At 69.5% G+C, this 24,537-nt stretch carries 23 protein-coding genes and 1 riboswitch; of the genes, 9 read left to right on the top strand and 14 right to left on the bottom strand.

The features are described 5' to 3' along the window. Positions 1 to 61 precede the first annotated feature (61 nt). Positions 62 to 1,027, bottom strand: a complete 966-nt coding sequence (locus ACZ4Z3_RS10980; protein WP_468500658.1) for a helix-turn-helix domain-containing protein — start codon at positions 1,025 to 1,027, stop codon at positions 62 to 64. 93 nt (positions 1,028 to 1,120) lie between these two features. On the opposite strand from ACZ4Z3_RS10980, the gene ACZ4Z3_RS10985 reads away from it, so the two are divergent. Together ACZ4Z3_RS10985 and ACZ4Z3_RS10990 are read left to right on the top strand one after the other, a co-directional pair. After that, positions 1,121 to 1,336 carry a hypothetical protein gene (locus tag ACZ4Z3_RS10985; protein ID WP_468500659.1) on the top strand — a complete coding sequence of 72 codons (216 nt, stop codon included), beginning with the start codon at positions 1,121 to 1,123 and terminating at the stop codon, positions 1,334 to 1,336. A 66-nt stretch (positions 1,337 to 1,402) separates the two neighbouring features. Continuing rightward, positions 1,403 to 2,203 (top strand): hypothetical protein, encoded by an 801-nt coding sequence (locus ACZ4Z3_RS10990; RefSeq protein ID WP_468500660.1) that lies wholly within the window; start codon positions 1,403 to 1,405, stop codon positions 2,201 to 2,203. Between the two features lie 56 nt (positions 2,204 to 2,259). Here the strand turns inward: ACZ4Z3_RS10990 and ACZ4Z3_RS10995 are convergent, their stop codons facing one another. The 7 genes from ACZ4Z3_RS10995 to ACZ4Z3_RS11025 form a co-directional block, all read right to left on the bottom strand. Continuing rightward, entirely contained in the window at positions 2,260 to 3,270 is a 1,011-nt protein-coding gene (locus ACZ4Z3_RS10995; protein WP_468500661.1) for a ribonucleotide-diphosphate reductase subunit beta, read from the bottom strand. After that, positions 3,270 to 5,690: a ribonucleoside-diphosphate reductase subunit alpha gene (locus ACZ4Z3_RS11000; RefSeq protein ID WP_468500662.1), complete on the bottom strand. Its 2,421-nt coding sequence runs from the start codon at positions 5,688 to 5,690 to the stop codon at positions 3,270 to 3,272. The genes ACZ4Z3_RS10995 and ACZ4Z3_RS11000 overlap by 1 nt, the downstream gene beginning before the upstream one ends. A 125-nt stretch (positions 5,691 to 5,815) precedes the next feature. After that, positions 5,816 to 5,939, bottom strand: a riboswitch (cobalamin riboswitch). 62 nt (positions 5,940 to 6,001) lie between these two features. Continuing rightward, complete coding sequence (locus tag ACZ4Z3_RS11005) at positions 6,002 to 6,508, bottom strand: GNAT family N-acetyltransferase (protein ID WP_468500663.1); 507 nt, start codon at positions 6,506 to 6,508, stop codon at positions 6,002 to 6,004. 121 nt (positions 6,509 to 6,629) lie between these two features. Next, positions 6,630 to 7,619, bottom strand: coding sequence for a nucleoside hydrolase (locus ACZ4Z3_RS11010; protein WP_468500664.1), 990 nt, complete (start codon positions 7,617 to 7,619; stop codon positions 6,630 to 6,632). A 208-nt stretch (positions 7,620 to 7,827) separates the two neighbouring features. Further along, positions 7,828 to 9,465 carry a monocarboxylate uptake permease MctP gene (gene mctP / locus ACZ4Z3_RS11015; RefSeq protein WP_468500665.1) on the bottom strand — a complete coding sequence of 546 codons (1,638 nt, stop codon included), beginning with the start codon at positions 9,463 to 9,465 and terminating at the stop codon, positions 7,828 to 7,830. Beyond that, the gene (locus tag ACZ4Z3_RS11020) at positions 9,462 to 9,743 is read right to left on the bottom strand and encodes a DUF3311 domain-containing protein (protein WP_107463215.1); all 282 of its coding nucleotides are present in this window, start codon (positions 9,741 to 9,743) and stop codon (positions 9,462 to 9,464) included. The genes mctP and ACZ4Z3_RS11020 overlap by 4 nt, the downstream gene beginning before the upstream one ends. Positions 9,744 to 9,948: 205 nt before the next feature. Next, positions 9,949 to 10,713, bottom strand: a complete 765-nt coding sequence (locus tag ACZ4Z3_RS11025) for a GntR family transcriptional regulator (RefSeq protein ID WP_468500666.1) — start codon at positions 10,711 to 10,713, stop codon at positions 9,949 to 9,951. 368 nt (positions 10,714 to 11,081) lie between these two features. Here ACZ4Z3_RS11025 and ACZ4Z3_RS11030 point away from each other — a divergent pair, with 368 nt between their 5' ends. The 4 genes from ACZ4Z3_RS11030 (at position 11,082) to ACZ4Z3_RS11045 (ending at position 15,992) form a co-directional block, all read left to right on the top strand. Then, positions 11,082 to 12,359 carry an extracellular solute-binding protein gene (locus tag ACZ4Z3_RS11030; RefSeq protein ID WP_468500667.1) on the top strand — a complete coding sequence of 426 codons (1,278 nt, stop codon included), beginning with the start codon at positions 11,082 to 11,084 and terminating at the stop codon, positions 12,357 to 12,359. Positions 12,360 to 12,620: 261 nt separating this feature from the next. Further along, on the top strand, positions 12,621 to 13,613 hold the full coding sequence (locus ACZ4Z3_RS11035) for a carbohydrate ABC transporter permease (RefSeq protein WP_468500668.1): 993 nt from the start codon (positions 12,621 to 12,623) through the stop codon (positions 13,611 to 13,613). Further along, the gene (locus ACZ4Z3_RS11040; protein WP_468500669.1) at positions 13,610 to 14,452 is read left to right on the top strand and encodes a carbohydrate ABC transporter permease; all 843 of its coding nucleotides are present in this window, start codon (positions 13,610 to 13,612) and stop codon (positions 14,450 to 14,452) included. Before ACZ4Z3_RS11035 ends, ACZ4Z3_RS11040 begins: the two co-directional genes overlap by 4 nt. A 7-nt stretch (positions 14,453 to 14,459) precedes the next feature. Next, the gene (locus ACZ4Z3_RS11045) at positions 14,460 to 15,992 is read left to right on the top strand and encodes a glycoside hydrolase family 3 protein (protein WP_468500670.1); all 1,533 of its coding nucleotides are present in this window, start codon (positions 14,460 to 14,462) and stop codon (positions 15,990 to 15,992) included. 150 nt (positions 15,993 to 16,142) lie between these two features. Here the strand turns inward: ACZ4Z3_RS11045 and nagB are convergent, their stop codons facing one another. Beyond that, entirely contained in the window at positions 16,143 to 16,928 is a 786-nt protein-coding gene (nagB, locus tag ACZ4Z3_RS11050; RefSeq protein WP_468500671.1) for a glucosamine-6-phosphate deaminase, read from the bottom strand. A 150-nt stretch (positions 16,929 to 17,078) separates the two neighbouring features. Next, entirely contained in the window at positions 17,079 to 17,828 is a 750-nt protein-coding gene (locus ACZ4Z3_RS11055) for an SDR family oxidoreductase (RefSeq protein ID WP_468500672.1), read from the bottom strand. 95 nt (positions 17,829 to 17,923) lie between these two features. Between ACZ4Z3_RS11055 and ACZ4Z3_RS11060 the strand changes: the two genes are divergently transcribed. Both ACZ4Z3_RS11060 and ACZ4Z3_RS11065 read left to right on the top strand, forming a co-directional pair. After that, the gene (locus ACZ4Z3_RS11060) at positions 17,924 to 18,556 is read left to right on the top strand and encodes a TetR/AcrR family transcriptional regulator (RefSeq protein ID WP_468500673.1); all 633 of its coding nucleotides are present in this window, start codon (positions 17,924 to 17,926) and stop codon (positions 18,554 to 18,556) included. Positions 18,557 to 19,065: 509 nt separating this feature from the next. After that, positions 19,066 to 20,541, top strand: coding sequence for a sensor histidine kinase (locus ACZ4Z3_RS11065; RefSeq protein ID WP_468500674.1), 1,476 nt, complete (start codon positions 19,066 to 19,068; stop codon positions 20,539 to 20,541). Positions 20,542 to 20,745: 204 nt separating this feature from the next. Here ACZ4Z3_RS11065 and ACZ4Z3_RS11070 read toward each other — a convergent pair whose 3' ends face one another. Next, positions 20,746 to 21,003 (bottom strand): WhiB family transcriptional regulator, encoded by a 258-nt coding sequence (locus tag ACZ4Z3_RS11070; protein WP_003992873.1) that lies wholly within the window; start codon positions 21,001 to 21,003, stop codon positions 20,746 to 20,748. Between the two features lie 318 nt (positions 21,004 to 21,321). Continuing rightward, a complete protein-coding gene (locus ACZ4Z3_RS11075) occupies positions 21,322 to 22,293 on the bottom strand; it encodes a diacylglycerol/lipid kinase family protein (RefSeq protein WP_468500840.1) in 972 nt (323 codons plus the stop codon). Positions 22,294 to 22,431: 138 nt separating this feature from the next. On the opposite strand from ACZ4Z3_RS11075, the gene ACZ4Z3_RS11080 reads away from it, so the two are divergent. Next, positions 22,432 to 22,884, top strand: a complete 453-nt coding sequence (locus tag ACZ4Z3_RS11080) for a hypothetical protein (RefSeq protein ID WP_468500675.1) — start codon at positions 22,432 to 22,434, stop codon at positions 22,882 to 22,884. Between the two features lie 85 nt (positions 22,885 to 22,969). Here the strand turns inward: ACZ4Z3_RS11080 and ACZ4Z3_RS11085 are convergent, their stop codons facing one another. Both ACZ4Z3_RS11085 and ACZ4Z3_RS11090 read right to left on the bottom strand, forming a co-directional pair. After that, on the bottom strand, positions 22,970 to 24,121 hold the full coding sequence (locus ACZ4Z3_RS11085; RefSeq protein WP_468500676.1) for an RNA polymerase sigma factor SigF: 1,152 nt from the start codon (positions 24,119 to 24,121) through the stop codon (positions 22,970 to 22,972). Then, a complete protein-coding gene (locus ACZ4Z3_RS11090; RefSeq protein WP_033525425.1) occupies positions 24,118 to 24,531 on the bottom strand; it encodes an ATP-binding protein in 414 nt (137 codons plus the stop codon). The genes ACZ4Z3_RS11085 and ACZ4Z3_RS11090 overlap by 4 nt, the downstream gene beginning before the upstream one ends. Positions 24,532 to 24,537 lie beyond the last annotated feature (6 nt).

Consider the following 24,537-nt stretch of genomic DNA (forward strand, 5'->3'; position numbering starts at 1 on the left):
CACATCCCGGGCGCGCGTCCGGGCGGCAGCCGACCGCCCCGACGCGCGCCCGGCGCCGTTGTCAGGCGGCGGCCTCCGGACCCCGGAAGGTACGGCGGTAGGCCTGCGGTGTCGTACCGAGGGCCCGGACGAACTGATGGCGCAGGGTGGCCGCCGTGCCGAAACCGGTGCGCCAGGCGATCGTGTCCATCGTCTCGTCCGTCGCCTCCAGCAACCGCTGTGCCAGCAGCACCCGTTGACGCAGGATCCAGCGGTACGGGGTGGTCCCCGTCTCCTGCTGGAAGCGGCGGGCGAACGTCCGCGGCGCCATGTGGGCGCGTGCCGCGAGCTGCTCGACGGTGACCTCCTCGTCGAGGTGGCGCTCCATCCACGCCAGCACCTCGCCGACCGTGTCGCACTGTGAGCGCGGCAGCGGCCGCTCGACGTACTGGGCCTGGCCCCCGTCCCGGTGCGGCGGCACGACCATCCGCCGGGCGATCCTGTTGGCGACCTCCGGTCCCTGCTCCTTGCGGACGATGTGCAGACAGGCGTCGATGCCGGCCGCCGTGCCCGCCGAGGTGATCACCGGGTCCTCGTCCACGTACAGCACGTCCGGCTCCACCATCGCGCGCGGATACTGCCGGGACAGCTCGTCGGAGTGCCGCCAGTGCACCGCGCAGCGCCGGCCGTCCAGCAGACCGGCCGCACCGAGCACGAACACCCCCGAGCACACGCTCAGCACCCGGGCGCCACGGTCGGTGGCCCGGCGCAGTGCCTCCAGCAGGTCCGCCGGATAGATCCGCCGCACATAGCTCTCGCCCGCCGGGACGACGACCAGGTCGGCCTCGTCGAGCCGGTCCAGACCGTACGGCGTCGAGATCGTGAACCCGGCGTGCGTCCGCAGGGTCGGACCCTCCGCCGAGGCGACCGCGAAGTCGTACACGGGCAGGCCCTCGTCGCTGCGGTCCAGGCCGAAGACCTCGCAGACGACACCTAGTTCGAAGGGGTGCACGCCGTCCATGACGACGGCCGCGACATTGGTCAGCATGCCACCAGTGTGCCTCGGAAGTGGCAGTAATTGGAGGGCGCACGGCAGTACTGCCACTGTTGGTAAGGAGTGTCTCGCGCGACAGTGGTGTCCATGAACACCACACAGCTGCAAGCACTCATCGGAACACTGGTCGTACTCGGCATGCTCGTCCTGGTCGCGCTGCCCGCCGCCATCGGCGTCCTCCATGACCGGCGCGTGGACCGGCAGCTCAGGGCCGCGGCGGAACGCCAGGCCGCCATCGACGGGCCGCGGCCCGAGCGGCGTACCTCCGGCTCCGTCTCGCGCCGCTTCGCCCGCACGGTCTGATCGCATATCCGTACGACTCCCGCCTTCGTCCGTGTGTAGCCTCTCCCCGACCACAAGGGGAGGATCATGAGACACGGAACGCGCCCCGCGCACGGCCGCACCCTGGCCGTCGCGGGCGGGGCGGCGGCCCTGGTGCTGTTGGCGGCGACGGGCGCCCAGGCCGAGGGGAAGGGCGACGTCCGGGTGACCAAGACGGTCGTCAACGGCGGCGACAACGTCATCGTGGGGACGTCGAAGACCATCAGGTTCCCGGTCGCCATCACCGTCCGGGACAACTCCGGCGTCAAGGGACTGACCCGCGTCAGCACCTTCTACGCCTACAGCGCCCAGGGCGGCGGTTTCGCCGACTGGACCGGCGCCACCTGCAAGAAGAAGTCGTCGACCACGTCGGTGTGCACGGCCATGATGTCGATCACCCCGGCCTGGATCCCCGGCTACAGCGACGCCGACAGCAACAAGGCGGCCGGGGTCTGGCAGGTCAACGCCACCGTCAAGGCCAGCGACGGCGACTACTGGATCTCCGACAACATCGCCCGGTACAAGGTCAAGCGTGCCTCGAAGCTGACCACCGCCATCGCGCCCGGCAAGGTCGCCAAGGGCTCGAAGGTCACCGTCACCGGCGCGCTGTCCCGCGCCAACTGGGAGACCCTCAAGTACCAGGGCTTCAAGGGGCAGTCGGTCCGGCTCCAGTTCAAGAAGAACGGCGCCGCCCGCTACACCACCGTGAAGACGGTGAAGTCGGGCAGCGCCGGAAGGCTCAGCACCAGGGTGACCGTCGACGCGGCGGGCAGCTGGCGCTGGTACTTCCCCGGCCTGACGTCGACCGCGCGGGTCACCTCGGCCGGGAACTCGATCACGCTCAAGTGACCCCGGCGGGCCGGGTCGAGCCGGCCTGCCCCCGGGGGGAAGCCGGCTCGCGGGTCCTAGAAGTCCTCGTCCAGGTCGACGGTGCCCTCCACCGCGACCTGGTACGCGGACGGACGCCGCTCGAAGAAGTTGGTCAGCTCCTGGACGCCCTGCAGCTCCATGAAGGAGAAGGGGTTCTCCGAGCCGTACACCGGCGCGAAGCCGAGCCGCGTCAGCCGCTGGTCGGCGACGCACTCCAGGTACTGCCGCATGGAGTCGGTGTTCATGCCCGGCAGGCCGTCACCGCACAGGTCGCGGGCGAACTGCAGCTCGGCCTCCACGGCCTCCCGCAGCATGTCCGTCACCTGCTGCTGCAGCTCGTCGTCGAAGAGGTCCGGCTCCTCCTTGCGGACGGTGTCCACCACGTCGAACGCGAAGCTCATGTGCATCGTCTCGTCGCGGAACACCCAGTTGGTGCCCGTCGCCAGACCGTGCAGCAGGCCCCGGCTGCGGAACCAGTAGACGTACGCGAAGGCACCGTAGAAGAACAGCCCTTCGATGCACGCCGCGAAGCAGATGAGGTTGAGCAGGAAGCGGCGACGGTCCGCCCGCGACTCCAGGCGGTCCAGCTTCTCGACGGAGTCCATCCACTTGAAGCAGAACCCGGCCTTCTCCCGGATGGACGGGATGTTCTCCACGGCCGCGAACGCCGCCGCCCTGTCCTCCGGGTCAGGGAGGTAGGTGTCCAGCAGCGTCAGATAGAACTGGACGTGGACGGCCTCCTCGAACAGCTGCCGCGACAGATACAGCCGCGCCTCGGGCGAGTTGATGTGCTTGTAGAGCGTCAGCACCAGATTGTTCGCGACGATCGAGTCGCCCGTCGCGAAGAACGCGACCAGACGGCCGATCAGGTGCTGCTCGGCGGGGCTGAGCTTCGCGAGGTCGGCGACGTCCGAGTGGAGGTCGACCTCCTCCACGGTCCAGGTGTTCTTGATGGCGTCCCGGTAGCGCTCGTAGAAGTCCGGGTATCGCATGGGGCGCAGAGTCAGCTCGAAGCCGGGGTCGAGAAGATTCTGGGTGCTGGACATCACTGGCAGGCCTCGCAGGACTCGGGGTTCTCAAGGGAGCAGGCGACGGCATCCGGGTCGGCGGCCTGCTGGACGGGAATGGTCTTCTCGGGCTGGGCTGACGTCTGCGTCTGGCCCTGGGCGGCGCGGGCGATACGGGTCGCCGGGCGCGAGCGCAGGTAGTACGTCGTCTTCAGCCCCGACTTCCAGGCGTACGCGTACATCGAGGAGAGCTTGCCGATGGTCGGCGTTTCCAGGAACAGGTTCAGCGACTGGGCCTGGTCCAGATACGGGGTGCGGGCGGCGGCCATGTCGATCAGGCCGCGCTGGGGGATCTCCCAGGCCGTGCGGTACAGCGCCCGGACCTCGGCCGGGATCCACGCGAAGTCCTGCACGGAGCCGTTCGAGTCGCGCAGCGCCTCACGGGTGCGGGCGTCCCAGACGCCGAGCTCCTTGAGGTCCTTCACCAGGTAGGAGTTGACCTGGAGGAACTCACCGGAGAGGGTCTCCCGCTTGAACAGGTTGGACACCTGCGGCTCGATGCACTCGTACACACCGGCGATGGAGGCGATGGTCGCCGTGGGCGCGATGGCGAGGAGCAGCGAGTTGCGCATGCCGACGGCGGCGACGCGCTCGCGCAGGGCCGCCCAGCGCTCCGGCCAGGTGAACTCCACGCCGTAGTGGTCGGGGTGCAGCACACCGCGGGCCGTCCGGGTCTTCTCCCAGGCCGGCAGCGGGCCGTTGCGCTCGGCGAGGTCGGTGGACGCCTCGTACGCGGCGAGCATGACGCGCTCGGCGATCCGGGTGGACAGGGCCTTCGCCTCGGCCGAGTCGAACGGCAGCCGCAGCTTGAAGAAGACGTCCTGCAGGCCCATCGCGCCGAGGCCCACGGGGCGCCACTTGGCGTTCGACCGGCCCGCCTGCTCGGTGGGGTAGAAGTTGATGTCGACGACCCGGTCCAGGAAGGTCACGGCCGTGCGGACGGTCTCGTCCAGCCGCTGCCAGTCCAGGTCGCCGGTCGTGAGGTCGACGAAGGCGCCCAGGTTCACCGAGCCCAGGTTGCAGACCGCGGTCTCACCGTCGTCCGTGACCTCCAGGATCTCCGTGCAGAGGTTGGAGGAGTGGACGACGTGGCCCGGCTCGGCCGTCTGGTTGGCGGTGCGGTTGGCGGCGTCCTTGAACGTCATCCAGCCGTTGCCGGTCTGCGCGAGCGTCCGCATCATGCGGCCGTACAGGTCACGGGCCGGGATGGTCTTCCGCGCCAGCCCGTCCGCCTCCGCCTTGCGGTACGCGGCGTCGAACTCCGCGCCCCACAGGTCGACCAGCTCGGGCACGTCCGCCGGGGAGAACAGCGACCACTGCTCGTCCGCGTTGACCCGGCGCATGAACTCGTCCGGGATCCAGTGCGCCAGGTTCAAATTGTGCGTACGGCGGGCGTCCTCACCGGTGTTGTCGCGCAGCTCCAGGAACTCCTCGATGTCGGAGTGCCAGGTCTCCAGGTACACCGCGGCCGCGCCCTTGCGCCGGCCGCCCTGGTTCACGGCGGCGACCGAGGCATCGAGCGTCTTCAGGAACGGCACGATGCCGTTGGAGTGCCCGTTGGTGCCGCGGATCAGTGAACCGCGCGAACGGACGCGGGAGTACGACAGTCCGATGCCGCCGGCGTGCTTCGAGAGGCGGGCCACCTGGTGGTAGCGGTCGTAGATGGAGTCCAGCTCGTCCAGCGGGGAGTCGAGGAGGTAGCAGGACGACATCTGGGGGTGTCGCGTACCGGAGTTGAAGAGGGTGGGGGAGGAGGGCAGGTAGTCGAGGCGGCTCATGAGCCGGTACAGAGCGGCGACCTCGTCCACGGACCGCGCGGTGTCGTCCTCGGCGAGACCGCTGGCCACCCGCAGCATGAAGTGCTGCGGCGTCTCCACGACCTTGCGGGTGATCGGGTGCCTGAGGAGGTAGCGGCTGTGGAGCGTGCGCAGCCCGAAGTAGCCGAACCGGTCGTCGGCGGCCGGGTCGACGAGCGCGTCGAGCCGCTCGGCGTGCAGGCGCGTGAACTCCGCCGTGCGGTCGGCGACGAGCCCTTCCCGGTGGCCCACGGCGACGGACTCCGTGAACGTCGTGACGCCCTGGGAGGCGGCCTCGGCGCGGATGGAGATCGTCAGCAGGCGGGCGGCCAGCTTCGAGTAGGCGGGGTCCTCGGAGATGAGGCCGGCGGCCGCCTCCGTGGCCAGCTCGCGCAGCTCCGCCTCGTCCGCCCGAGCGGACCGGCCGCGCAGCGCGGCGGTGGCGACCCGGCCGGGGTCGGCGTCGGGCAGGTCGGCGGTCAGCTCGGTCAGGGTCCGCAGCAACGCGGCCCCGGGACCGTCGGTCTCCGTCGCCGGGGTGGCGGAAGCCGGTCCGGCGGGGGCCGGGGTGGCTGAAACCGGGTCGGCTGGCGCGATGGTCACGTGGGGGCTCTCCCTCGCTCGGCACGGGGCTTCGCGGAGGGCAGGCAGCAGCACACGAGCGCACGGGGGCGTCGCGTCCACCGGCCCACTCCACGAGGCCCGGACGTCAGGGCACCCGGACCGGACGGCCGGGCGCACTGTCGGCAGGTCCTCGGACTGGACTCGCGTGCGAAAACACGCAAGTACACCGTTGCGGGACAGTTCCGGATTCGCACCGGATTCCCCTGCGGCGACAGCGAGCATGAGCATACATCTTGTGTTGGGTCGCCGGTCCACCCCCAGATGTTGTGTCGCGGTGACTTCGGAGCGTGTCATAGCGTCAACTCATAGGTGAGCAGCGTCAGGTCCGGGAGGTGCGGGACGGGGTTCCAGTCGCGTGCCGGCGTTCGAACGAAGCCCAGACGTTCGTAGATGCGGTGGGCGGAGTGCATGGTCCGCTGGGTCGACAGCACGACCCGTACACAGCCCTCGACGGCTCTGGCGCGCTCGACACAGTCGCGCACGAGGGCCTCGCCGATGCCGCGGCCGCGGGCGGCGTGGTCGACCGCCAGCATCCGGATCTCGGCCTCCCCGGGGGTGGCGATGTCGGCCATGGCGCCTCCGGCCGGGACGAAGGTCACGCCGCCGACCACCCGCCCCTCCGCCACGGCCACGAGCACCTGGGCCGCGGCGGCCCGCCGCGCCACGTCCCGCAGTTCGCCGAGGTATGCGTCGCTCTCACCGAAGTCCAGCAAGCCGTCCGTCAGGTAGGCCTGTGCGGTGATGTCGCCCAGGTCGGTGTACTCGTCGGGGGAGATGCGCCTGATCGTGATGTCCATGGATCGCAGTCTGCACGAGGAGGCGGTCGGCAGGTCCGCGGTTGTCCACAGGGGCGGTTGATCATGTGATTGTCGGTTCGGCGGGCGCGTTGCGGTGGCGGCCGCGGTGGTGGCGGGCCGGTCAGGGCAGTGCCGGCCAGTGCGGCAGCGTCGTCACGAAGTGCTCGCTGAAGTCGCGGGGGCCGGGGCCGAGGGCGACGCGACCGGTGAGGCGGAGGCGGGCGGTCAGGTCGGCGGACTCGGAGTAGTAGATCCGCCGGGCGTCGGCCGGCACGAACACGGTCTGGCCGCGCGTGAGTTCGCTCGCGCACTCCACGATCACGGCCCCCTCGGCGGCCGTCACGAACGACTCGTCCCCGCACACCCCCACCGCCAGTGGATCGTGCAGCGGACACGTGCCGTCCCCGCCGTGGCGGGTGTAGGCCCGCATGTACGTCCGCATCAGCCGGGCGGCGAGCGCCGTGCCCGGGCCCGCCGCCTCCAGCGCCGCGAGGTCCTCGGGGCGGAACAGCCAGCCGTGGGAGGCGTCCAGGTCGACCATCGTGAACGGGATACCGGAGGAGAGCACGACCTCGGCGGCGTCCGGGTCGGACCAGATGTTGAACTCGGCGACCGGGGTGAAGTTCCCCGGCACCTGCGCGGCGCCGCCCATGAACACGAACTTCGCGACGCGGCGGGCGAAACCGGGATCCTCCAGCAGGGCGATCGCGACGTTCGTGAGCGGGCCGGTGGCGCACACCGTCAGCTCGCCCGCGTACTCGCGGGACAGACGCAGCAGGGCTTGCGCGGAGGACTCCGTGGGGTGCGGGGCGGTGGAGTCGGGCAGGGACTCCTCGCCGAGGCCGGCCCGGCCGTGGAAGGCGGATGCCTCGCGGTAGGGGAGGCGCGAGAGGGGGCGGCCCGCGCCCCGGTGGACGGGGACGTCGGTGTCGATGCGGAGGGCTCGGGCCAGTGCGCGGGCGTTGCGGTAGGTGGCGTCGGCGGGAAGGTTGCCGCCGACCGAGGTGTAGGCCTTGAGGTCCCAGAGGCCTGTGCCGAGGAGGTACTGCAGGGCTACGGCGTCGTCGATACCGGGGTCGCTGTCCAGGACGATCGGTGTGGGGACGGTCACGGGGTCAGGTTAACCGGGGGTACGCCTGCTGCCCCTGCCCTTGCGTCAGCATGGGCTGTGACCCTTCGGGCCGCTTGGGCGCCTATGAAATCGGGTTGTTCGCCGTGTCGGCGGGTGCGGGGTCGTCTTGGTTGCTCGCGCAGGTTCCCGCGCCCCTTTTGGGCCTTCGGCCCTTCAAAGGGGCGCGGGGAAGCTGTGCATCGGAGCGTCAGTGGGTCGAACCCGCCGTCGCCGGAGGCAGTTCCACCTGGACTCCCGCGTCGCCCGCGTCGGCCGTGTAGTCGCTCGGCTTGGTCTCGTCGATGCCGTCGGGGGCCTTGGCCGCACGGAGGACGAAGGTGAGGACCACGGTGACGGCGACGTTGAGGACGAACGCCGTGAGGCCGATGTAGCCGATCTCGCCGATGCCGGGGATCTCCGCGGAGGAGCCGCCGAAGTGCTTCTGGGACGGGTTGGTCGGGGATGCGACGCCGTACGCGGCCAGGGTGCCGTAGATCATGCCGACCGCCCAGCCGGCGAGCAGGGCCCAGCGGTGGCACCAGCGGGTGAAGAGGCCGCCGACCAGGGCCGGGAAGGTCTGGAGGATCCAGATGCCGCCGAGGAGCTGGAAGTTGATGGCGACCGTCTTGTCCATCGTCAGGACGAAGACCAGCGCGCCGACCTTCACCAGCAGCGACACCAGCTTGGAGACCTTGGTCTCCTGCGCGGGTGTGGCGTCCGGCTTGATGAAGTCCTTGTAGATGTTGCGGGTGAAAAGGTTCGCCGCGGCGATGGACATGATCGCCGCCGGCACCAGGGCGCCGATGCCGATCGCCGCGAAGGCCACGCCCGCGAACCAGTCCGGGAACATGGTCTCGAACAGCTGCGGGATCGCCAGCTGACCGTTCTGCACCTTGACGCCGGCCGCGATCGCCATGAAGCCCAGCAGCGCCAGCAGGCCCAGCATCAGCGAGTACAGCGGCAGGATGGTGGTGTTGCGGCGGATCACCTCGCGGCTCTTGGAGGACAGCGTCGCGGTGATCGAGTGCGGGTACATGAAGAGCGCGAGCGCCGAGCCGAGCGCCAGGGTCGCGTACGTCCACTGGTTGGCGTCGCCCGGGACCAGCGCCCCGCGCGGAGCGCCCGTCGCCTGGTTGGGCTGGCCGTACGCCTCGCTCGCCTTGGCGAAGATGTCGTCGAAGCCGCCGAGCTTGATCGGGATGTAGATGATCGCCACCGCGATGACGATGTAGATCAGCGTGTCCTTCACGAACGCGATCAGTGCGGGGGCGCGGAGGCCGGAGGAGTAGGTGTACGCGGCCAGGACGCCGAAGGCGATCAACAGCGGCAGGTCCTTGATGAACCAGTTGGTGTTCTCGCCGCCGCCGACGCCCATCACGTCCAGCACGGCCTGGATGCCGACGAGCTGGAGGGCGATGTAGGGCATCGTTGCCAGAATGCCGGTCAGGGCCACCGCGAGCGACAGGCCCTTCGAGCCGAAGCGGCCCCGGACGAAGTCCGACGTGGTCACGTACCCGTGCCGGTGCGACACCGACCACAAGCGGGGCAGGAACGTGAAGATGAGCGGGTACACCAGGATCGTGTAGGGCACCGCGAAGAAGCCGGCCGCGCCCGCCGCGTAGATCGCCGCCGGTACGGCGACGAACGTGTACGCGGTGTAGAGGTCGCCGCCGAGCAGGAACCAGGTGATCCAGGTGCCGAACGACCGTCCGCCCAGGCCCCATTCGTCGAGACTGTGTTCGTTCTCGGCCTTGCGCCAGCGGGCGGCCATGAAGCCCATCACCGTGACGGCCAGGAAGAAGAAGATGAAGACGGCGAGTGCCACGCCGTTCACACCGTCCTTCACCGCGCGACACCCCCGTCCTCGGACCGCGCGGACCTGCGGGCTCGCTGGTCACGCTGCCACAGCACGTAGGCGGCGGCCGTGAGCGCGGTGGAGATCAGCACCCAGGCCATCTGGTACCAGTAGAAGAACGGGATGCCGATGAACGCGGGGTCCGTCTTGGCGTACGAACCGACCCAGAGCATCGCCACGAACGGGGCGAACAGGAACAGGGCGATGACCACTCTGACAGGTGTCACCGCCGGTGTCTCCGGTGATTTCACGTCGGGCGCGTTGGACATACCAGGGCTCCGTCCCCTCACTGATCACCTGAGCAATGCGCAGGAAATCTAAGGGACTGCTCCGCTGCGCGTAACCCCTGTTCGCATAACGGATTTGCGGAGGTACTGCGTCCCGACTGCGTGTCGACTGCGTGTCGACTGAGTCCCGTGCGCGAGATGACGCACGGGACGGCTGCCGCCGCGGGGATCGGTCGCCGCGGACCCGTCAGTCCTGCGGGCGCTTCAGGCGTGCCACGAACTTGTAGCGGTCGCCCCGGTAGACGGACCGCACCCACTCCACCGGCTGGCCCTCCTTGTCCACGGAGTGGCGGGAGAGCATCAGCATCGGCAGGCCCACGTCCGTGCCGAGCAGGCCGGCCTCGCGCGGGGTGGCGAGCGAGGTCTCGATGGTCTCCTCGGCCTCGGCGAGATGGACGTCGTACACCTCGGCGAGCGCGGTGTAGAGGGACGTGTACTTGACCAGTGACCTGCGCAGGGCGGGGAAGCGCTTGGCGGACAGATGGGTCGTCTCGATGGCCATCGGCTCGCCGTTCGCCATGCGGAGCCGCTCGATCCGCAAGACCCGCCCGCCCGCCGTGATGTCCAGCAGCCCGGCGAGGGTGTCGTCCGCGGTGACGTAGCCGACGTCCAGCAGTTGGGAGGTCGGTTCCAGACCCTGGGCGCGCATGTCCTCGGTGTACGAGGTGAGTTGCAGGGCCTGGGAGACCTTCGGCTTGGCGACGAACGTGCCCTTGCCCTGGATGCGCTCCAGACGCCCCTCGACCACCAGTTCCTGCAGCGCCTGCCGCACGGTCGTGCGCGAGGTGTCGAACTCGGCGGCGAGCGTCCGCTCCGGGGGGACCGGCGTGCCCGGCGGCAGTGTTTCGGTCATGTCGAGCAGGTGCTTCTTCAGGCGGTAGTACTTGGGCACACGCGCGGTACGGACGTTCGCCCCGTTCTCGTTCTCCGCACTGCTGACGTCGGTGCTCATGCTCCGCCTTCCCGGCTCCTAGTGGCGTGATCCTTCTGTATACCCGCACAGCCCCCGCTGGTCTAGTCCACGGAGGGGGCTCCGATGGTCTACTCCGGGAAGGTGCAGTGGTCTACCCGACGAGTGTGACTCAATCGCTCGGTTTTCGCTGCCTTCTTACATAAAGGTTCTTGCATATGTAGGTCGCATAACGGCTGGTGAGAGCGGGTTCGCACACCCTTGACACACCGATTGGTCTGAGCCAAGCTCCGGCGTACTGGTCTACACCATTGGTCCAGGTCCCGGCCCCATGGGCGGTACGTCTGTCACCGCGGGGAGCAGGGGGGTTTGTGGCATCCCTGAGGAATGGCATCCCTGAGGAGGGTGGCGTGAAGCGCAAGCTGACAACCGCGATCTGTGTCGTGGGCATGATGGTCTCCATCGCGGCGTGCGGGGGCGAGAGCGGGGGCTCGGACAAGGCGGCCGACACCAAGGAACTGACCGTCTGGCTCACGGTCGACGCGCAGAACAACTGGCCGGAACTGGTCAAGGCCGCCGACGCCGCGGTCAAGAAGAAGCACCCCGGCATCAAGATCAAGCACGAGTACTACGGCTGGCCCGACAAGAACGCCAAGCTGGACGCCGTCCTCGCCACCGACAAGGCCCCCGACGTCGTCGAGATGGGCAACACCGAGATGCTCGCCTACATGGTCAAGGGCGCCTTCGCCCCCGTGGACCCGGCGAAGTTCGACAACTCCGGCGCCTGGCTCGACGGCCTCAAGGCCTCCGTGACCTACGACGGCAAGACCTACGGCGTCCCGTACTACGCCGGTGGCCGCGTCGCCAACTGGCGCAAGGACGTCTTCGCCGCCGTGGGCGTCAAGTCCCCGCCGAAGACGTACGACGAGCTGACCGCCGCTCTCGACAAGGTCCAGAAGAAGCAGGGCGACAAGTTCAGCGCCTGGTACCAGCCCACCCGCGACTGGTACGCGGCCATGTCCTTCGTCTACGACGCCGGCGGCTCCATCGCCGTCGAGTCGGGCGGCCAGTGGAAGGCCAACCTCTCCTCCCCGGAGTCCGTCAAGGGCCTCAAGGCGTTCCAGAAGGTCGTCGACAAGTACATGCACGGCGACAAGACCAAGGACGAGTCCGACCGGTACATCGTCTACGGCCAGGGCAAGTCCGGCATGATCTTCGCCCCCGCATGGGAGGGCGCGACCGCCGCGGCCAAGGAGAACGACAAGACCGGCAAGCTCGCCGGCCACGTCGAGAACTTCGTGATGCCCGGACCGTCCGGCAAGAACCTGCCCGTCTTCCTCGGCGGCTCGGACCTCGCCGTCCCCGTGAAGTCCGACGCGCAGGGTGTCGCCGCCGAATGGATCAACGCCTTCACCGGCCCCGCCGGCCAGAAGGGGCTGATGGAGAAGGGCAACCTGCCCAACAACAAGACCGACCTCGCCACCCTCAAGGACGACCCGGCCACGGCGGTCCCGGCCACCGCGGCCGAGTCCAACTGGTTCGTCCCGATGGCGCCCGGCTGGGGCCAGGTCGAGAAGGCCCAGATCCTCCAGACCATGCTCCAGAACATCGGTACCGGCAAGAAGACGGTCGAGGAAGCCGCGAAGGACGCGGACGCCGCGATCGACAAGGTCATCAACACCAAGTGACGGTCGACCCCCGGTCGGGCCCGGCGTCGTGGGCCGGGCCCGACCGGGGGTGCCACAGCCCCGACCGGTGGGTGCCATGAGCCGAACCGGCGGGTGCATCACGACAGTGCCGCGACGGGGCGCGGGGGCGCCGGCCGTGCGGCATGGCTGGTCGCGCGGCTCCCCGCACTCCTCTTCGGGTGCTTCACCGCCCGGCTCCCGACGGGGCGGGGCGGGCGGGGCGCTGACGGCCACCTCTTCTTTTGCTAATAGGAGCGCGCGATGAGTGCCGCAGATACGACCACTCCGACCAAGGTGCCGCCACCGCGGCAGGTACCACCGGCGCCGCCCGCCGCCGCGGGCCGGGCCTCCGGCACGAAGCGTTCCGGTGGCGCCGCTGCCCCTTGGGCGCTCCTCGCCCCCTGCCTGCTGATCCTCGCCGTCGTCCTCGGCTATCCGCTGGTCCGTCTGGTCACCCTCTCCTTCCAGAAGTTCGGCCAGTCCCAGCTGTGGGGCTTCCAGTCGGCGGAGTCGGTCGGCCTCGACAACTTCGCCAAGGTGCTCGGGGACGGCGAGTTCTGGACGGTCGTCGTGCGGACCATCGTCTTCGCCGCCGCCTGCGTGGTGTTCACCATGGTCATCGGCATGCTGATCGCGCTCCTGCTCCAGCGGGTCTCCGGCTGGGTGAAGACCCTCATCAACATCGCGCTCGTGGCGAGTTGGGGCATGCCGATCATCGTGGCCACCACCGTCTTCAAGTGGCTCTTCGACTCCGACTACGGCATCTTCAACGCGCTCCTCAGCAAGCTCCCCGGCGTCGACATGATCGGCCACAACTGGTTCGCGAGCGGCCCCGAAGGACTCGCCGTCATCACACTGCTGGTGGTGTGGGGCGCCGTGCCGTTCGTGGTCATCACCCTCAGCGCCGGACTCACCCAGGTGCCGAAGGAGATGGAGGAGGCCGCCCGCCTGGACGGCGCCGGCGCGTGGGGCGTCTTCCGCTACGTCACCCTCCCCATCCTCAAGCCGATCGTCGTCATGCTCACGACGCTCTCGGTCATCTGGGACATGGGTGTCTTCCCGCAGGTCTTCGTGATGCGCAACGGCCACCCGGAGGCCGAGTTCCAGCTGCTCACCACCTACTCGTACGACAGGGCCTTCGTGGTCAACGACTACGCGCAGGGCTCCGCGATCGCACTCCTCACCGTGCTGTTGCTGCTCGGCGTGATCGGCGTCTACATGCGCCAGATGCTGAAGATCGGAGAGGTCGAATGAGCACAGCCACTGTCTCCGGTCGCCGCGGGTCCAGGCTCGGCTGGAACCTCCTCGGCCTCATCGTCTTCGTCACGGCCGGCTTCCCGGTCTACTGGATGCTGAACACCGCGTTCAAACCGGCCAAGGACGCCATCGACCCGGACCCGAGCCTCCTGCCGACGTCCGTCACCTTCTCCAACTTCAGCCGCGCGCTGGACATCGCCGACTTCTGGGGCCCCGTGGGCCGCAGCCTCGTGGTGTCCCTGACGGTCGTCGTGATCGGTATCGTCGTCGGCATGCTGGCGGCCCTCGCCATCTCCCGCTTCGCCTTCCGCGGCCGGAAGGTGGTGATCGTCGGCATCCTGGCCGTGCAGATGGTCCCGCTGGTCGCGATGATCATCCCGGTCTTCCTGCTCCTGAACGACCTGGGCCAGTACGACCGCCTCACCGGCCTCATCATCACCTATCTGACGTTCATCCTCCCGTTCACGGTGTGGACCCTGCGCGGCTTCATCGTCAACATCCCGCGTGAACTGGAGGAGGCCGCCATGGTCGACGGCTGCTCCCGCACCACCGCCTTCCTGCGCGTGGTCTTCCCCCTGCTCGCGCCCGGCATGGTGGCGACCTCGGTCTACGGCTTCATCCAGGCGTGGAACGAGTACCTGTACGCCCTGATGCTGATGAGCCAGCAGAACCAGACCGCCACCGTCTGGCTCGGCAACTTCACCACCAAACACGGCACCGAATACGCCCCGATGATGGCCGGCTCCACCATGATGGCCGTGCCGATCGTCGTCCTCTTCCTCCTCGTCCAGCGCAAGATGGCCGCGGGCCTCACCGCGGGCGCCGTGAAGGGATAACCACCCGATGACGACATTCGCCACCGGCTCGACCGGCTCCCACTCGGGGCAGGACGCTCTCACCCGGGACGCGCTGACGGTCCTCCAGCCCGGATTCACGGGCACCACCGCCCCCGACTGGCTGCTGCGCCGCCTCGGCGAGGGCCTCGCCTCCGTCGGCCTCTTCGGCCGCAACATCACCTCCCCCGAACAACTCTCCGCTCTTACCGCCCAGTTGCGCGCCGAGCACGAGGACGTCCTGGTCGCGATCGACGAGGAGGGCGGCGACGTCACCCGCCTGGAGGTCCGCACCGGCTCCTCCGTCCCCGGCAACCACGCCCTGGGCGCCGTCGACGACACCGACCTCACGCGGGACGTGGCCTTCGCCCTCGGCCGCCGCCTCGCCGAATGCGGCGTCAACTTCAACTGGGCCCCCTCCGCCGACGTGAACTCCAACCCGGCGAACCCCGTCATCGGCGTGCGCTCCTTCGGTGCCGATCCCGACCTGGTCGCCCGCCACACGGCCGCCTATGTCACCGGCCTGCAGGCCGCAGGCGTCGCCGCCTGCACCAAGCACTTCCCGGGCCACGGCGACACCGCCGTCGACTCCCACCTGGCCCTGCCCCGCATCGACGCCGACCGCCCCCTGGTCGAGGCCCGTGAACTGGCGCCCTTCCACGCCGCCATCACCGCCGGCACCCGCGCCGTCATGAGCGCCCACATCCTCGTCCCGGCCCTCGACCCCGACCGCCCGGCGACCCTGTCCCACGGCATCCTCACCGACCTGCTCCGCGGCGAGCTGGGCTATCAGGGCCTCATCGTCACCGACGGCATGGAGATGCGGGCCATCGCCGGTACGTACGGCATCGAGCACGGCAGCGTCCTCGCCCTGGCCGCCGGTGCCGACGCGATCTGCGTGGGCGGCGGCCTCGCCGACGACGACACCGTACGGCGCCTGCGGGACGCCCTGGTCGCCGCCGTGCGGTCGGGCACCCTCCCCGAGGAGCGCCTGGCGGACGCGGCGAACCGGGTCCGAGGCCTGGCCGAGTGGACCCGCCGGGCAACCGGGGGAGCGGACGTACGGGCAGCGGACAGCGGGCGCGCCGACCTGACCGAGGTCGGCCTCGTCGCCGCCCGACGCGCGCTGAGGGCGACCTTCGCCCCGCTGCCGTACGAGCCCCCCGTCCAGCCGCTGTATGTCGCGGCCTTCACCCCGGTGGCGAACATCGCCGTCGGCGACGAGACCCCTTGGGGCGTGGGCGCGGAACTGGCGCGGCTCCTTCCGGGCACCGAGACCGGCACCTTCGCGGGCGACAGCGCCGGCGCCTCCGCCCTCGCGGTGGCGGGCACCCGGCGCATCGTCGCCGTGGTCCGCGACGAGCACCGCCATCCCTGGATGAGCGACGCCCTCGACGTCCTCCTCGCCACCCGCCCCGACACCATCGTCGTCGAGATGGGCGTCCCCCAGTCACCGCCCCGCGGCGCACTCCATGTCGCCACCCACGGAGCGGCGCGGGTCTGCGGCCGAGCGGCGGCCGAGGTCATCATGAACGCCGAGTAGCGCGCCCCGCCGTCGGACGGCCCCGGAGCGGTCGCAGGGGGAGACATGCCCCGGCACCGGAGGCGGGGCATGTGGGCCCCAGCCGCACGACACGAAGGCGCCACGACCCCTCCTCCCCGGGCCGTGGCGCCTTCGCGCAGGCCGGCCTCGTCAGATGCCCTGCCAGTGGGGCTTGTTGTGGTAGGTGTGCCGGAAGTAGTCGGCGTGCTTGAGCTTCGACGCGGCCGACTCGTCCACCACCACCGTGGCGTGCGGGTGGAGTTGCAGCGCCGACGCCGGGCACACCGCCGCCACCGGCCCCTCCACGGTCGCCGCGACGGCGTCCGCCTTGCCCTCGCCCGTCGCGAGCAGCACCAGGTGGCGTGCCTCCAGGATCGTGCCTATGCCCTGGGTGATGACGTGGTGCGGCACCTGCTCGATGTCCCCGCCGAAGAACCGAGCGTTGTCGATCCGCGTCTGCTCGGTCAGCGTCTTGATGCGGGTCCGGGAGGCCAGGGACGAGCACGGCTCGTTGAACCCGATGTGCCCGTCGGTCCCTATTCCGAGCAACTGCAGATCCACACCGCCCGCCTCGGCCAACGCCCTGTCGTACGCCTCGCAGGCCCCCGGTATGTCCTCGGCGGTGCCGTCCGGCCCCATGAATGCCTCCATACCGAGCCCCAGGGGCTCCAGTACCTCCCGGCGCAGCACCGAGCGATACGACTCGGGGTGGTCGGCCGGCAGCCCCACGTACTCGTCGAGCTGGGCGATCCGCGCCCGAGAGGCGTCCACGGCACCGGAACGTGCCTTCGCGGTCAGTGCCTGGTAGATGGGCAGCGGGGTCGATCCCGTGGCGACGCCGAGCAGCGCGTCGGGCTTCCGCCGGAGCAACCGCGCCATCGCCTCGGCTATGAGTTCGCCACCCGCCTTGGCATCCGGAACGATGACAACTTCCACGCTGGCCCTGCCGATCTGGAGAGAGGGACTCCACTGGGAGTGGGGGAGATACTGTGTGGTTTAGACCAATCTAGCAGCAGAGCGGGCTTCGCACGGATGTGTCCCGTGTCACGTGGATGCGGCCGTGTTCCCTGTTCGCGAGTCCGACCTCTACGTCAGGGAGCCGCCCGTGGCGTCCACCCAGCTCCCCGTCACCCATCGGCTCTCGTCCGATGCCAGGAACGCGACCACGTCCGCGATGTCGTCCACCGTCCCGACCCGGCCCAGCGCCGATATCTCCTCGGCCATCGCGCGGCCCGCCTCGGTACTCAGGAACGCGGCGGTGTTGTCGGTCGCCGTCAGGCCCGGTGCCACCGAGTTCACCGTGATGCCCCGCGGGCCGAGCACCTTCGACAGGTCGCGGGAGAGGACGTCCAGCGCCGCCTTCGTCATCGCGTAGGCCATGTTGTGTGGCATCGCCGCGGTCCGTGCGAGCCCCGACGAGATGTTGATGACGCGGCCGCCGTCGCGGAGCCGGGTCATGCCGTGCTTGACCAGGAACAGGGGCGCCTTCACGTTCACCGCGAAGAGTCGGTCGTACCCCTCCTCGTCGATCTCCTCGATCGGACGGGAGTCACCGATCGCCGCGTTGTTCACCAGGATGTCCAGCCCGTCCGCGTATCGGTCGAACTCCTCCCACAGGGCTTCGGCGTCCCCCGGCAGTCCCAGCTCGACACCCAGGGTGAACGCTGAGCCGCCGGCCCCCTCGATCGCGGCCACCGTCTCCTTCGCCGCGGCCTCGTTCCTCCCGTAGTGCACCGCGACTCGTGCGCCGTCGCGTCCCAGCCGCTCGGCGATGCCTCGCCCGATGCCCCTGCTCGCCCCGGTGACGAGCGTCGTCCTGCCTGCGAGCACGCCCATGTCGGCTCCCCTCCACATTTCCTAGCGGTCGCTACAAAAATCACCGTAGATCAGGCCGCTGACATTTGTCTAGTGCCCGCTATAAAATCCGTTCCATGGTGACCAAGGAGAGCAAGCAGCGCGGCCGCCCCCGCTCCTTCGACCGCGCGACCGCCCTGGAGAAGGCGATCCTGGCGTTCTGGGAGAACGGCTACGAGGCCACCTCGGTCGCCGACCTGACCCGTGTCATGGGCATCGGCGCACCGAGCCTGTACTCGGCGTTCGGCGACAAGCGGTCCCTCTTCGAAGAGGTGGTCCGCGAGTACGGCGTCCGCTACGCCTCGTTCACCGACCGGGCCCTGGAGGAGGAGCCCACCGCGCGGGCCGCCGTCGAGCGGATACTGCGCGAGGCCGCCGTCGAGTACACGGACCCCGCCCACCCCCATGGCTGCCTGGTCATCCACGCGGCCACCAACTGCACCAGCCGCGAGGTCGAGGAATCCCTCCGCGACCGGCGCAACGCGTGGATCACCGTCTTCGAGAGCCGTATAAGAGCGGACATCGCGACGGGCGAACTACCTGCCGACACGGACGCCTCCGCACTCGCCCGCCACACGGGCGTGATCATCCAAGGCATGTCCCAGCAGGCACGGGACGGCGCGACCAGGCGGGAACTGGAGGCGGTCGCCGACCTGGCGATGGCGATCTGGCCCAACCCGGCCCGCACCGACACCCCGATCCACGCCTGACACTCCTCGCCCCACCCTGCTGGAAAAACCGCCGGGCCAAGCCATTCCGGTCCGGCGGCCCACCGAACCGAGCTACGCTGCGTATAAGTCCTCGCCCCGCCCTCGACGGACGGTCGGCAGGGGAACACCAACAAACATCCGCCCACGCATGGACACACGCAGTGGTCTAGTCAAGAATGGCGTGATAGGTCATCTGATCGATCAGCGCTCCCACGTTGACGATCAGTTGTGAACACCACGGGCCTCCGTCTTCCCCGCACAGGAAGGCGGACCGAGGAACCGGCGCTCTCTGCCCTGACTGCTCCGGCTCCTCATCCTTCGGTCGCGGGACCGCACACCCCACGGCCGATGTTGCTCCGGGCTGCGGTGCCGGGAGGGTTGAGGGTCCCTCTCAGGCGCCGCGGCCCGCGGGTGCTTCCGGGGCCGGGGTGTCAGCCCCCGGGCCGGGGTCCAGCGGGCACAGCCCGCCGTTTCCAGGCATGTCCGTACCGCCAGGTACGCTCGCACACGTGCCCTCCATGAACGAACTCGTCCGCCAGCACACCGCTCTCAGCGACTCCGACCTGGAGTGGCTGCATCTGCTGGTGTCGGAGTGGCAGCTCCTCTCCGACCTCTCCTTCGCCGACCTCGTCCTCTGGGTTCCCACCCGAGACGGCACACGCTATGTCTCCGTGGCCCAGATGCGCCCCAACACCGGCCCCACCTCGTACCAGGACGACATGGTCGGCCACCTGGTCCCACGCGGCCGCCGCCCCCTCCTCGACGTCGCGCTCGACGAGGGCCGGATCGTGCGCGAGGGCGACCCGGAGTGGCGCGAGGAGGTGCCCGTACGGGTCGAGTCCATCCCCGTCCGCAGGGAGGGCCGGGTCCTCGGCGTCATCGCGCGCAACACCAACCTGCTGACCGTGCGGACCCCCAGCCGGCTGGAGCTCACCTACCTCCAGAGCGCGTCCGACCTGGCCCAGATGATCGCCGCCGGCGCGTTCCCGTTCTCCGACCAGCAGGTCGACATGGATGCCTCACCGCGTGTCGGTGACGGCCTGATCAGGCTCGACGCGGACGGCATCGTCCAGTACGCCTCCCCGAACGCGCTGTCCGCGTACCACCGCCTGGGTCTCGCCGCCGACCTCGTGGGCTGCCACCTCGGCCGTACCACCGCCGAACTCGCCCCGTCCCGCGGGCCGGTGGACGAGGCGCTGGCGAAGGTGGCGAGCGGCTGGGCACCGCGCGAGTTCGAGATCGAGTCGAATGAGGGCGTGATCCAGTTCCGGGCGATCCCCCTCAAGCCCAAGGGTCCGCGTATCGGTTCACTCGTGCTGCTGCGCGACGTCACCGAACTGCGCCGCCGCGAACGTGAGTTGATCACCAAGGACGCGACCATCCGGGAGATCCACCACCGGGTGAAGAACAACCTCCAGACGGTCGCCGCGCTGCTGCGGCTCCAGGCCCGGCGCATCGAGTCCGAGCGCGGCCGCGAGGCCCTGGAGGAGGCCGTACGGCGGGTCGGGTCGATCGCGATTGTCCATGAGACGCTGTCCCAGAATCTGGACGAGCGGGTGGAGTTCGACGAGATCGCCGACCGGGTGCTCGCCATGGTCGCCGAGATCTCACCGGGCAAGGTCACCGGCCGGCGCACCGGACGTTTCGGCATCCTCGACGCGGAGGTGGCCACCCCGCTGTCCATGGTCCTCACCGAGATCCTGCAGAACGCCCTCGAACACGGCTTCCGCGAGGGGGAGACCGGCACCGTGGAGGTGTCGGCCGTGCGCGGTGGGACCACCAAGGAGAGCCGCCTCCTCGTCACCGTCCAGGACGACGGCGTGGGCCTGCCCGAGGGCTTCGACCCGCACCGTTCCGGCAACCTCGGTCTGCAGATCGTACGGACGTTGGTGGAGGGCGAGTTGGGCGGCACCTTCGACATGGTCCCGGCTCAGGAGCAGGGAACGCAGGTCATCCTCGACATCCCGGTCCGCGCCCAGAAGTAGAGGCTGGGGCATGCGAGCGACCTGGCACGGATGCCGGTCCCGGTCCACGGCGAACAGCACTGAGCCCCGGACCATCATGTGGTCCGGGGCTCAGTCTCGTCGCTGATTAGGCGCACCGGGGGCACTGCGCGCTGCGGCTCGGGGGCGGGAGATGCGTACTCGCTGTACGCGCCGCCAAGCTCAGGCTATTGCTGGGTGGGATTGTCAGGCGGAGGCCTGACGGGCCCGGTTGCGGGCGGCGCGGCGCTTCATGGCGCGGCGCTCGTCCTCGCTGAGACCACCCCAGACGCCGGAGTCCTGGCCGGACTCAAGCGCCCACTGCAGACACTGCTCGATAACCGGGCAGCGACGGCAGACAGCCTTGGCTTCCTCGATCTGCAGCAGCGCAGGACCGGTGTTGCCGATGGGGAAGAAGAGCTCGGGGTCTTCCTCGCGGCAAACGGCGTTGTGACGCCAGTCCATGGCTGCTACCTCTCCTTGGTATTACATGCACGTTGCTTGTGAATGTGAACGCTTTCACGAATCCCTCAACAAGTGAAGGGCCGATCACCAGACGGACTGGTGTGGTCCTGTGATTTGAGGAGGGGTTCTGGCGCTTGCTTGAGCCGGTGTTGCGGGCTGTCCCGAGCGCCACGTAGAGACTCGCAAACCTCAGCGGCGGATACAACCCCTTCCGGAAAGTTTTTTTTGATTCCTCGGTGTCGACTGTGTCACAGCCGTACTTCCATGGGGTGGATCCTGGCCTAAACGTTCGAGTGGAAGGACTTTTGCCCGTTCCGCTCACACAATCACACGCAGTGCACGGCGTACGCCTGTGAACGTCACGCTCGTTCGCAGTCCGAGGTGGTCGCCGTCCATCTGGAGGGGGAGGGGCACCTTCGAATGCAAGGTGAAGTCGGTCAGGTCGTGCACGGTGGTGGCGTACTTGCCATGGGGTCCCCGCTCGGGGGACGAAGTGAGCAACTGTGTGGCATAACGGGCGAGCGCGGGCGTCGACATGCGGCTGAGACCGAGCACGTCGAGACCTTTATCGAACGAGGCCTTAGGTGACGCGTACACCGGGCGATTGCCGAGAAACGTCCACGGGGACGTGTTGCAGACTATGGACAGCACAAGATCGGAAATCGGCTCCTCGCCGGCCCGCTCCAGAGTGATCGTGCCGTTCCTGCGGTGAGGCTCTTCCAGGAACTGCCGGAATGCCTGACGCAGGTAAAGAGCGTGTGTGGATTTCCTTCCCCGCTCGCGCTGTTGCTCGACCCGGCCGATCACCCCGGCGTCGAAACCGAGGCCGGCGCAGAACGTGAACCAGCGGGACGGGACCGCCTCGTCCTCCGTGCCGGGCGTACCCGAGGCCATGCCGAGTCCGACCGTGCGCTCGCGGTTCTCCCGGAGGGCGTCCAGCAGGGCGCCGGTGGCCTCCACGGCGTCGTTGGGCAGGCCCAGGGCGCGGGCGAAGACATTGGTGGAGCCGCCGGGGACCACGGCGAGGCGGGGGAGACGGTCCGGGTCGGGGCCGTGGTGCAGCAGGCCGTTGACCACCTCGTTGACCGTGCCGTCACCGCCGAGCGCGACGACCAGTTCGATGTCGTCCTTGCCCTCGGCAGCCTGGCGGGCGAGGTCCTTGGCATGGCCGCGGTACTCGGTGGTGACCGCCTCGAGCTTCATCTCGCTCGCCAGCGCGTGGATCAGGACATCGCGCGTACGTGCGCTTGTGGTGGTTGCCGCCGGATTGACCACGAGAAGTGCACGCATGAGTTGCAGCGTACCTACTGAGCGGTACTCGTCCCATACCGAGGTGCGGACCAAGGGGGAGATCGTGTAGTGACGATCAGCACGTGGGGGCGTACGGGGCACCGGTGTGCGTCCGGGCGCCGGGGCTACCCTTCAGGGGTGAGCCCTCAGCAGACCCCCACGCCGGACACCTCCGACGCCGAGCCCCGCCCCGGGCGGCTGACCGCCGCGGCGGCACTGGCCGCGCTGGAGGGGATCGCCCTGCTGGTCGGCGGCGGCGCCATGCTGGTCATGGGCTTCACCGGCGACTCCGGTGACCTCAGTACCGGCGTCACCGGGGGCCTCACCCTCATCGCGCTGGCCCTGCTGCCGCTGATCGCCGCGCGCGGACTGCTGCTGCGACGGAGCTGGAGCCGGGGGCCCGCCGTCATCACGCAGATCATGGCGCTTCCGGTTGCGTACAACCTGCTCCGGGCGGACAGCGTCGCGATCCCCGCGGGAATCGTGCTGGCCGTGGTCGCGATCACGGCGCTGGTGCTGCTGATCAACCCGGCGACGACTCAGGCCCTCGGAATCCAAGGGCCTGGTCGGACGGAGGAGAGCAAGCGCTAGGGGACGCCGCCGCGTCCCACCGCTCCGCGGAGTCGGGCCGAGGCGCCGCGGGGCGCGCCACCCGCGGCTCCACAGGAGGCGGGTGTCACTCCTCCACGAGGAGCTTCTCCCGCAGCTGGGCCAGGGTCCGGGCCAGCAGTCGCGAGACGTGCATCTGCGAGATGCCGACCTCCTGGGCGATCTGCGACTGGGTCATGTTGCCGAAGAACCTCAGCAGCAGGATCCGCTTCTCGCGCGGCGGGAGGTCCTCCAGGAGCGGCTTCAGGGACTCCCGGTACTCGACGCCCTCCAGCGCCTCGTCCTCGGCGCCCAGGGTGTCGGCGACGGCCGGCGACTCGTCGTCGGTGTCGGGGACGTCCAGTGACAGCGTGGAGTACGCGTTGGCGGACTCCAGGCCCTCCAGGACCTCCTCCTCCGAGATGGCCAGCTTCTCGGCCAGCTCGTGCACCGTCGGGGAGCGGCCGTGCTGCTGGGACAGCTCGGCCGTGGCCGTGGTCAGCGCCAGGCGCAGCTCCTGCAGGCGGCGCGGCACCCGCACCGCCCAGCCCTTGTCGCGGAAGTGCCGCTTGATCTCGCCGACGACCGTCGGGGTCGCGTACGTGGAGAACTCCACCCCGCGGTCCGGGTCGAACCGGTCGACCGACTTGATCAGACCGATGGTCGCGACCTGCGTCAGGTCGTCCAGCGGCTCACCGCGGTTGCGGAACCGGCGCGCGAGGTGCTCCACGAGCGGCAGGTGCATCCGGACCAGCTGATTGCGCAGCTCCGCGTACTCCGCGCTGCCCTCCCGCAGGGAGCGCAGCTGGACGAACAGGGCGCGCGCCCCGCTGCGGTCCTGCGGATCGTGCTGCGAGCTGCGCACGATCCGCGCGTCCAGCTCGTCGTGTCGCTCGTGCTCGCTCATAGTCCCGCCCGCCGTCACCGTTCCCCCAGCTCTCGACTGTGCTCGAGCGGGAGAGGCCCCAGTCCGCCCTCGTGAGGACGTGGTGCTCCGTGCGGCATCCTCCGGCTCCCGCCGCCCGTCGGAGGACGCCTCGTCCTCTGCGTCGGCCGGCTCCGTCCACCGCGAGGGTCCGGCCGCCGTCGAGGAGTCGTCCTCCGGATGCGGCCGGGCCTGCTCGGGAATGCCGTCGACGCCGTCCGTCAGGTGTGCCGGCCCGACGGGGCCGACCTCCTTCGCGGGAAGTTCCCGTGTGCCGCGTTCTTCGTCCCGCACCGGCCCGTCCCCGTTCCTCACGCCGGCCCGGGTCCCGCGCCGCGCTGTTTGTAGAGGCTGATCGAAACGGTTTTGTCGTCGGCGACCGCGGACGAGACCTTCCCCGCCAGGGCCGACAGCACGGTCCAGGCGAAGGTGTCGCGTGAGGGCGCGTGACCGTCCGTGGTCGGGGCCGAGACCGTGACCTCCAGCGAATCGTCGACGAGGCGGAAGACACAGCTGAGCACCGAGCCGGGCACGGCCTGCTGGAGCAGGATCGCGCAGGCCTCGTCGACCGCGATGCGCAAATCCTCGATCTCGTCGAGGGTGAAGTCCAAACGGGCCGCGAGGCCGGCCGTCGCCGTACGCAGCACCGACAGGTAGGCACCCGCGGCCGGCAGCCGGACTTCCACGAAGTCCTGGGTCCCGGGCTCGCCTGCGATCTGGGACACCCTCAC

The organism is Streptomyces sp. NPDC030296 (assembly GCF_055572815.1).

Bases quoted from the DNA above. Each gene is read 5' to 3' on its own strand.
- ACZ4Z3_RS11055 (WP_468500672.1), bottom strand. From the start codon at position 17,828: ATGGGCGTGCTCGCAGGCAGGACGACGCTCGTCACCGGGGCGAGCAGG.
- ACZ4Z3_RS11045 (WP_468500670.1), top strand. From the start codon at position 14,460: ATGACGACATTCGCCACCGGCTCGACCGGCTCCCACTCGGGGCAGGAC.
- ACZ4Z3_RS11025 (WP_468500666.1), bottom strand. From the start codon at position 10,713: ATGAGCACCGACGTCAGCAGTGCGGAGAACGAGAACGGGGCGAACGTC.
- ACZ4Z3_RS10985 (WP_468500659.1), top strand. From the start codon at position 1,121: ATGAACACCACACAGCTGCAAGCACTCATCGGAACACTGGTCGTACTC.
- ACZ4Z3_RS11040 (WP_468500669.1), top strand. From the start codon at position 13,610: ATGAGCACAGCCACTGTCTCCGGTCGCCGCGGGTCCAGGCTCGGCTGG.
- ACZ4Z3_RS10995 (WP_468500661.1), bottom strand. From the start codon at position 3,270: ATGTCCAGCACCCAGAATCTTCTCGACCCCGGCTTCGAGCTGACTCTG.
- ACZ4Z3_RS11020 (WP_107463215.1), bottom strand. From the start codon at position 9,743: ATGTCCAACGCGCCCGACGTGAAATCACCGGAGACACCGGCGGTGACA.
- ACZ4Z3_RS11060 (WP_468500673.1), top strand. From the start codon at position 17,924: ATGGTGACCAAGGAGAGCAAGCAGCGCGGCCGCCCCCGCTCCTTCGAC.
- ACZ4Z3_RS11075 (WP_468500840.1), bottom strand. From the start codon at position 22,293: ATGCGTGCACTTCTCGTGGTCAATCCGGCGGCAACCACCACAAGCGCA.
- ACZ4Z3_RS10990 (WP_468500660.1), top strand. From the start codon at position 1,403: ATGAGACACGGAACGCGCCCCGCGCACGGCCGCACCCTGGCCGTCGCG.
- ACZ4Z3_RS11035 (WP_468500668.1), top strand. From the start codon at position 12,621: ATGAGTGCCGCAGATACGACCACTCCGACCAAGGTGCCGCCACCGCGG.
- ACZ4Z3_RS10980 (WP_468500658.1), bottom strand. From the start codon at position 1,027: ATGCTGACCAATGTCGCGGCCGTCGTCATGGACGGCGTGCACCCCTTC.
- ACZ4Z3_RS11005 (WP_468500663.1), bottom strand. From the start codon at position 6,508: ATGGACATCACGATCAGGCGCATCTCCCCCGACGAGTACACCGACCTG.
- ACZ4Z3_RS11070 (WP_003992873.1), bottom strand. From the start codon at position 21,003: ATGGACTGGCGTCACAACGCCGTTTGCCGCGAGGAAGACCCCGAGCTC.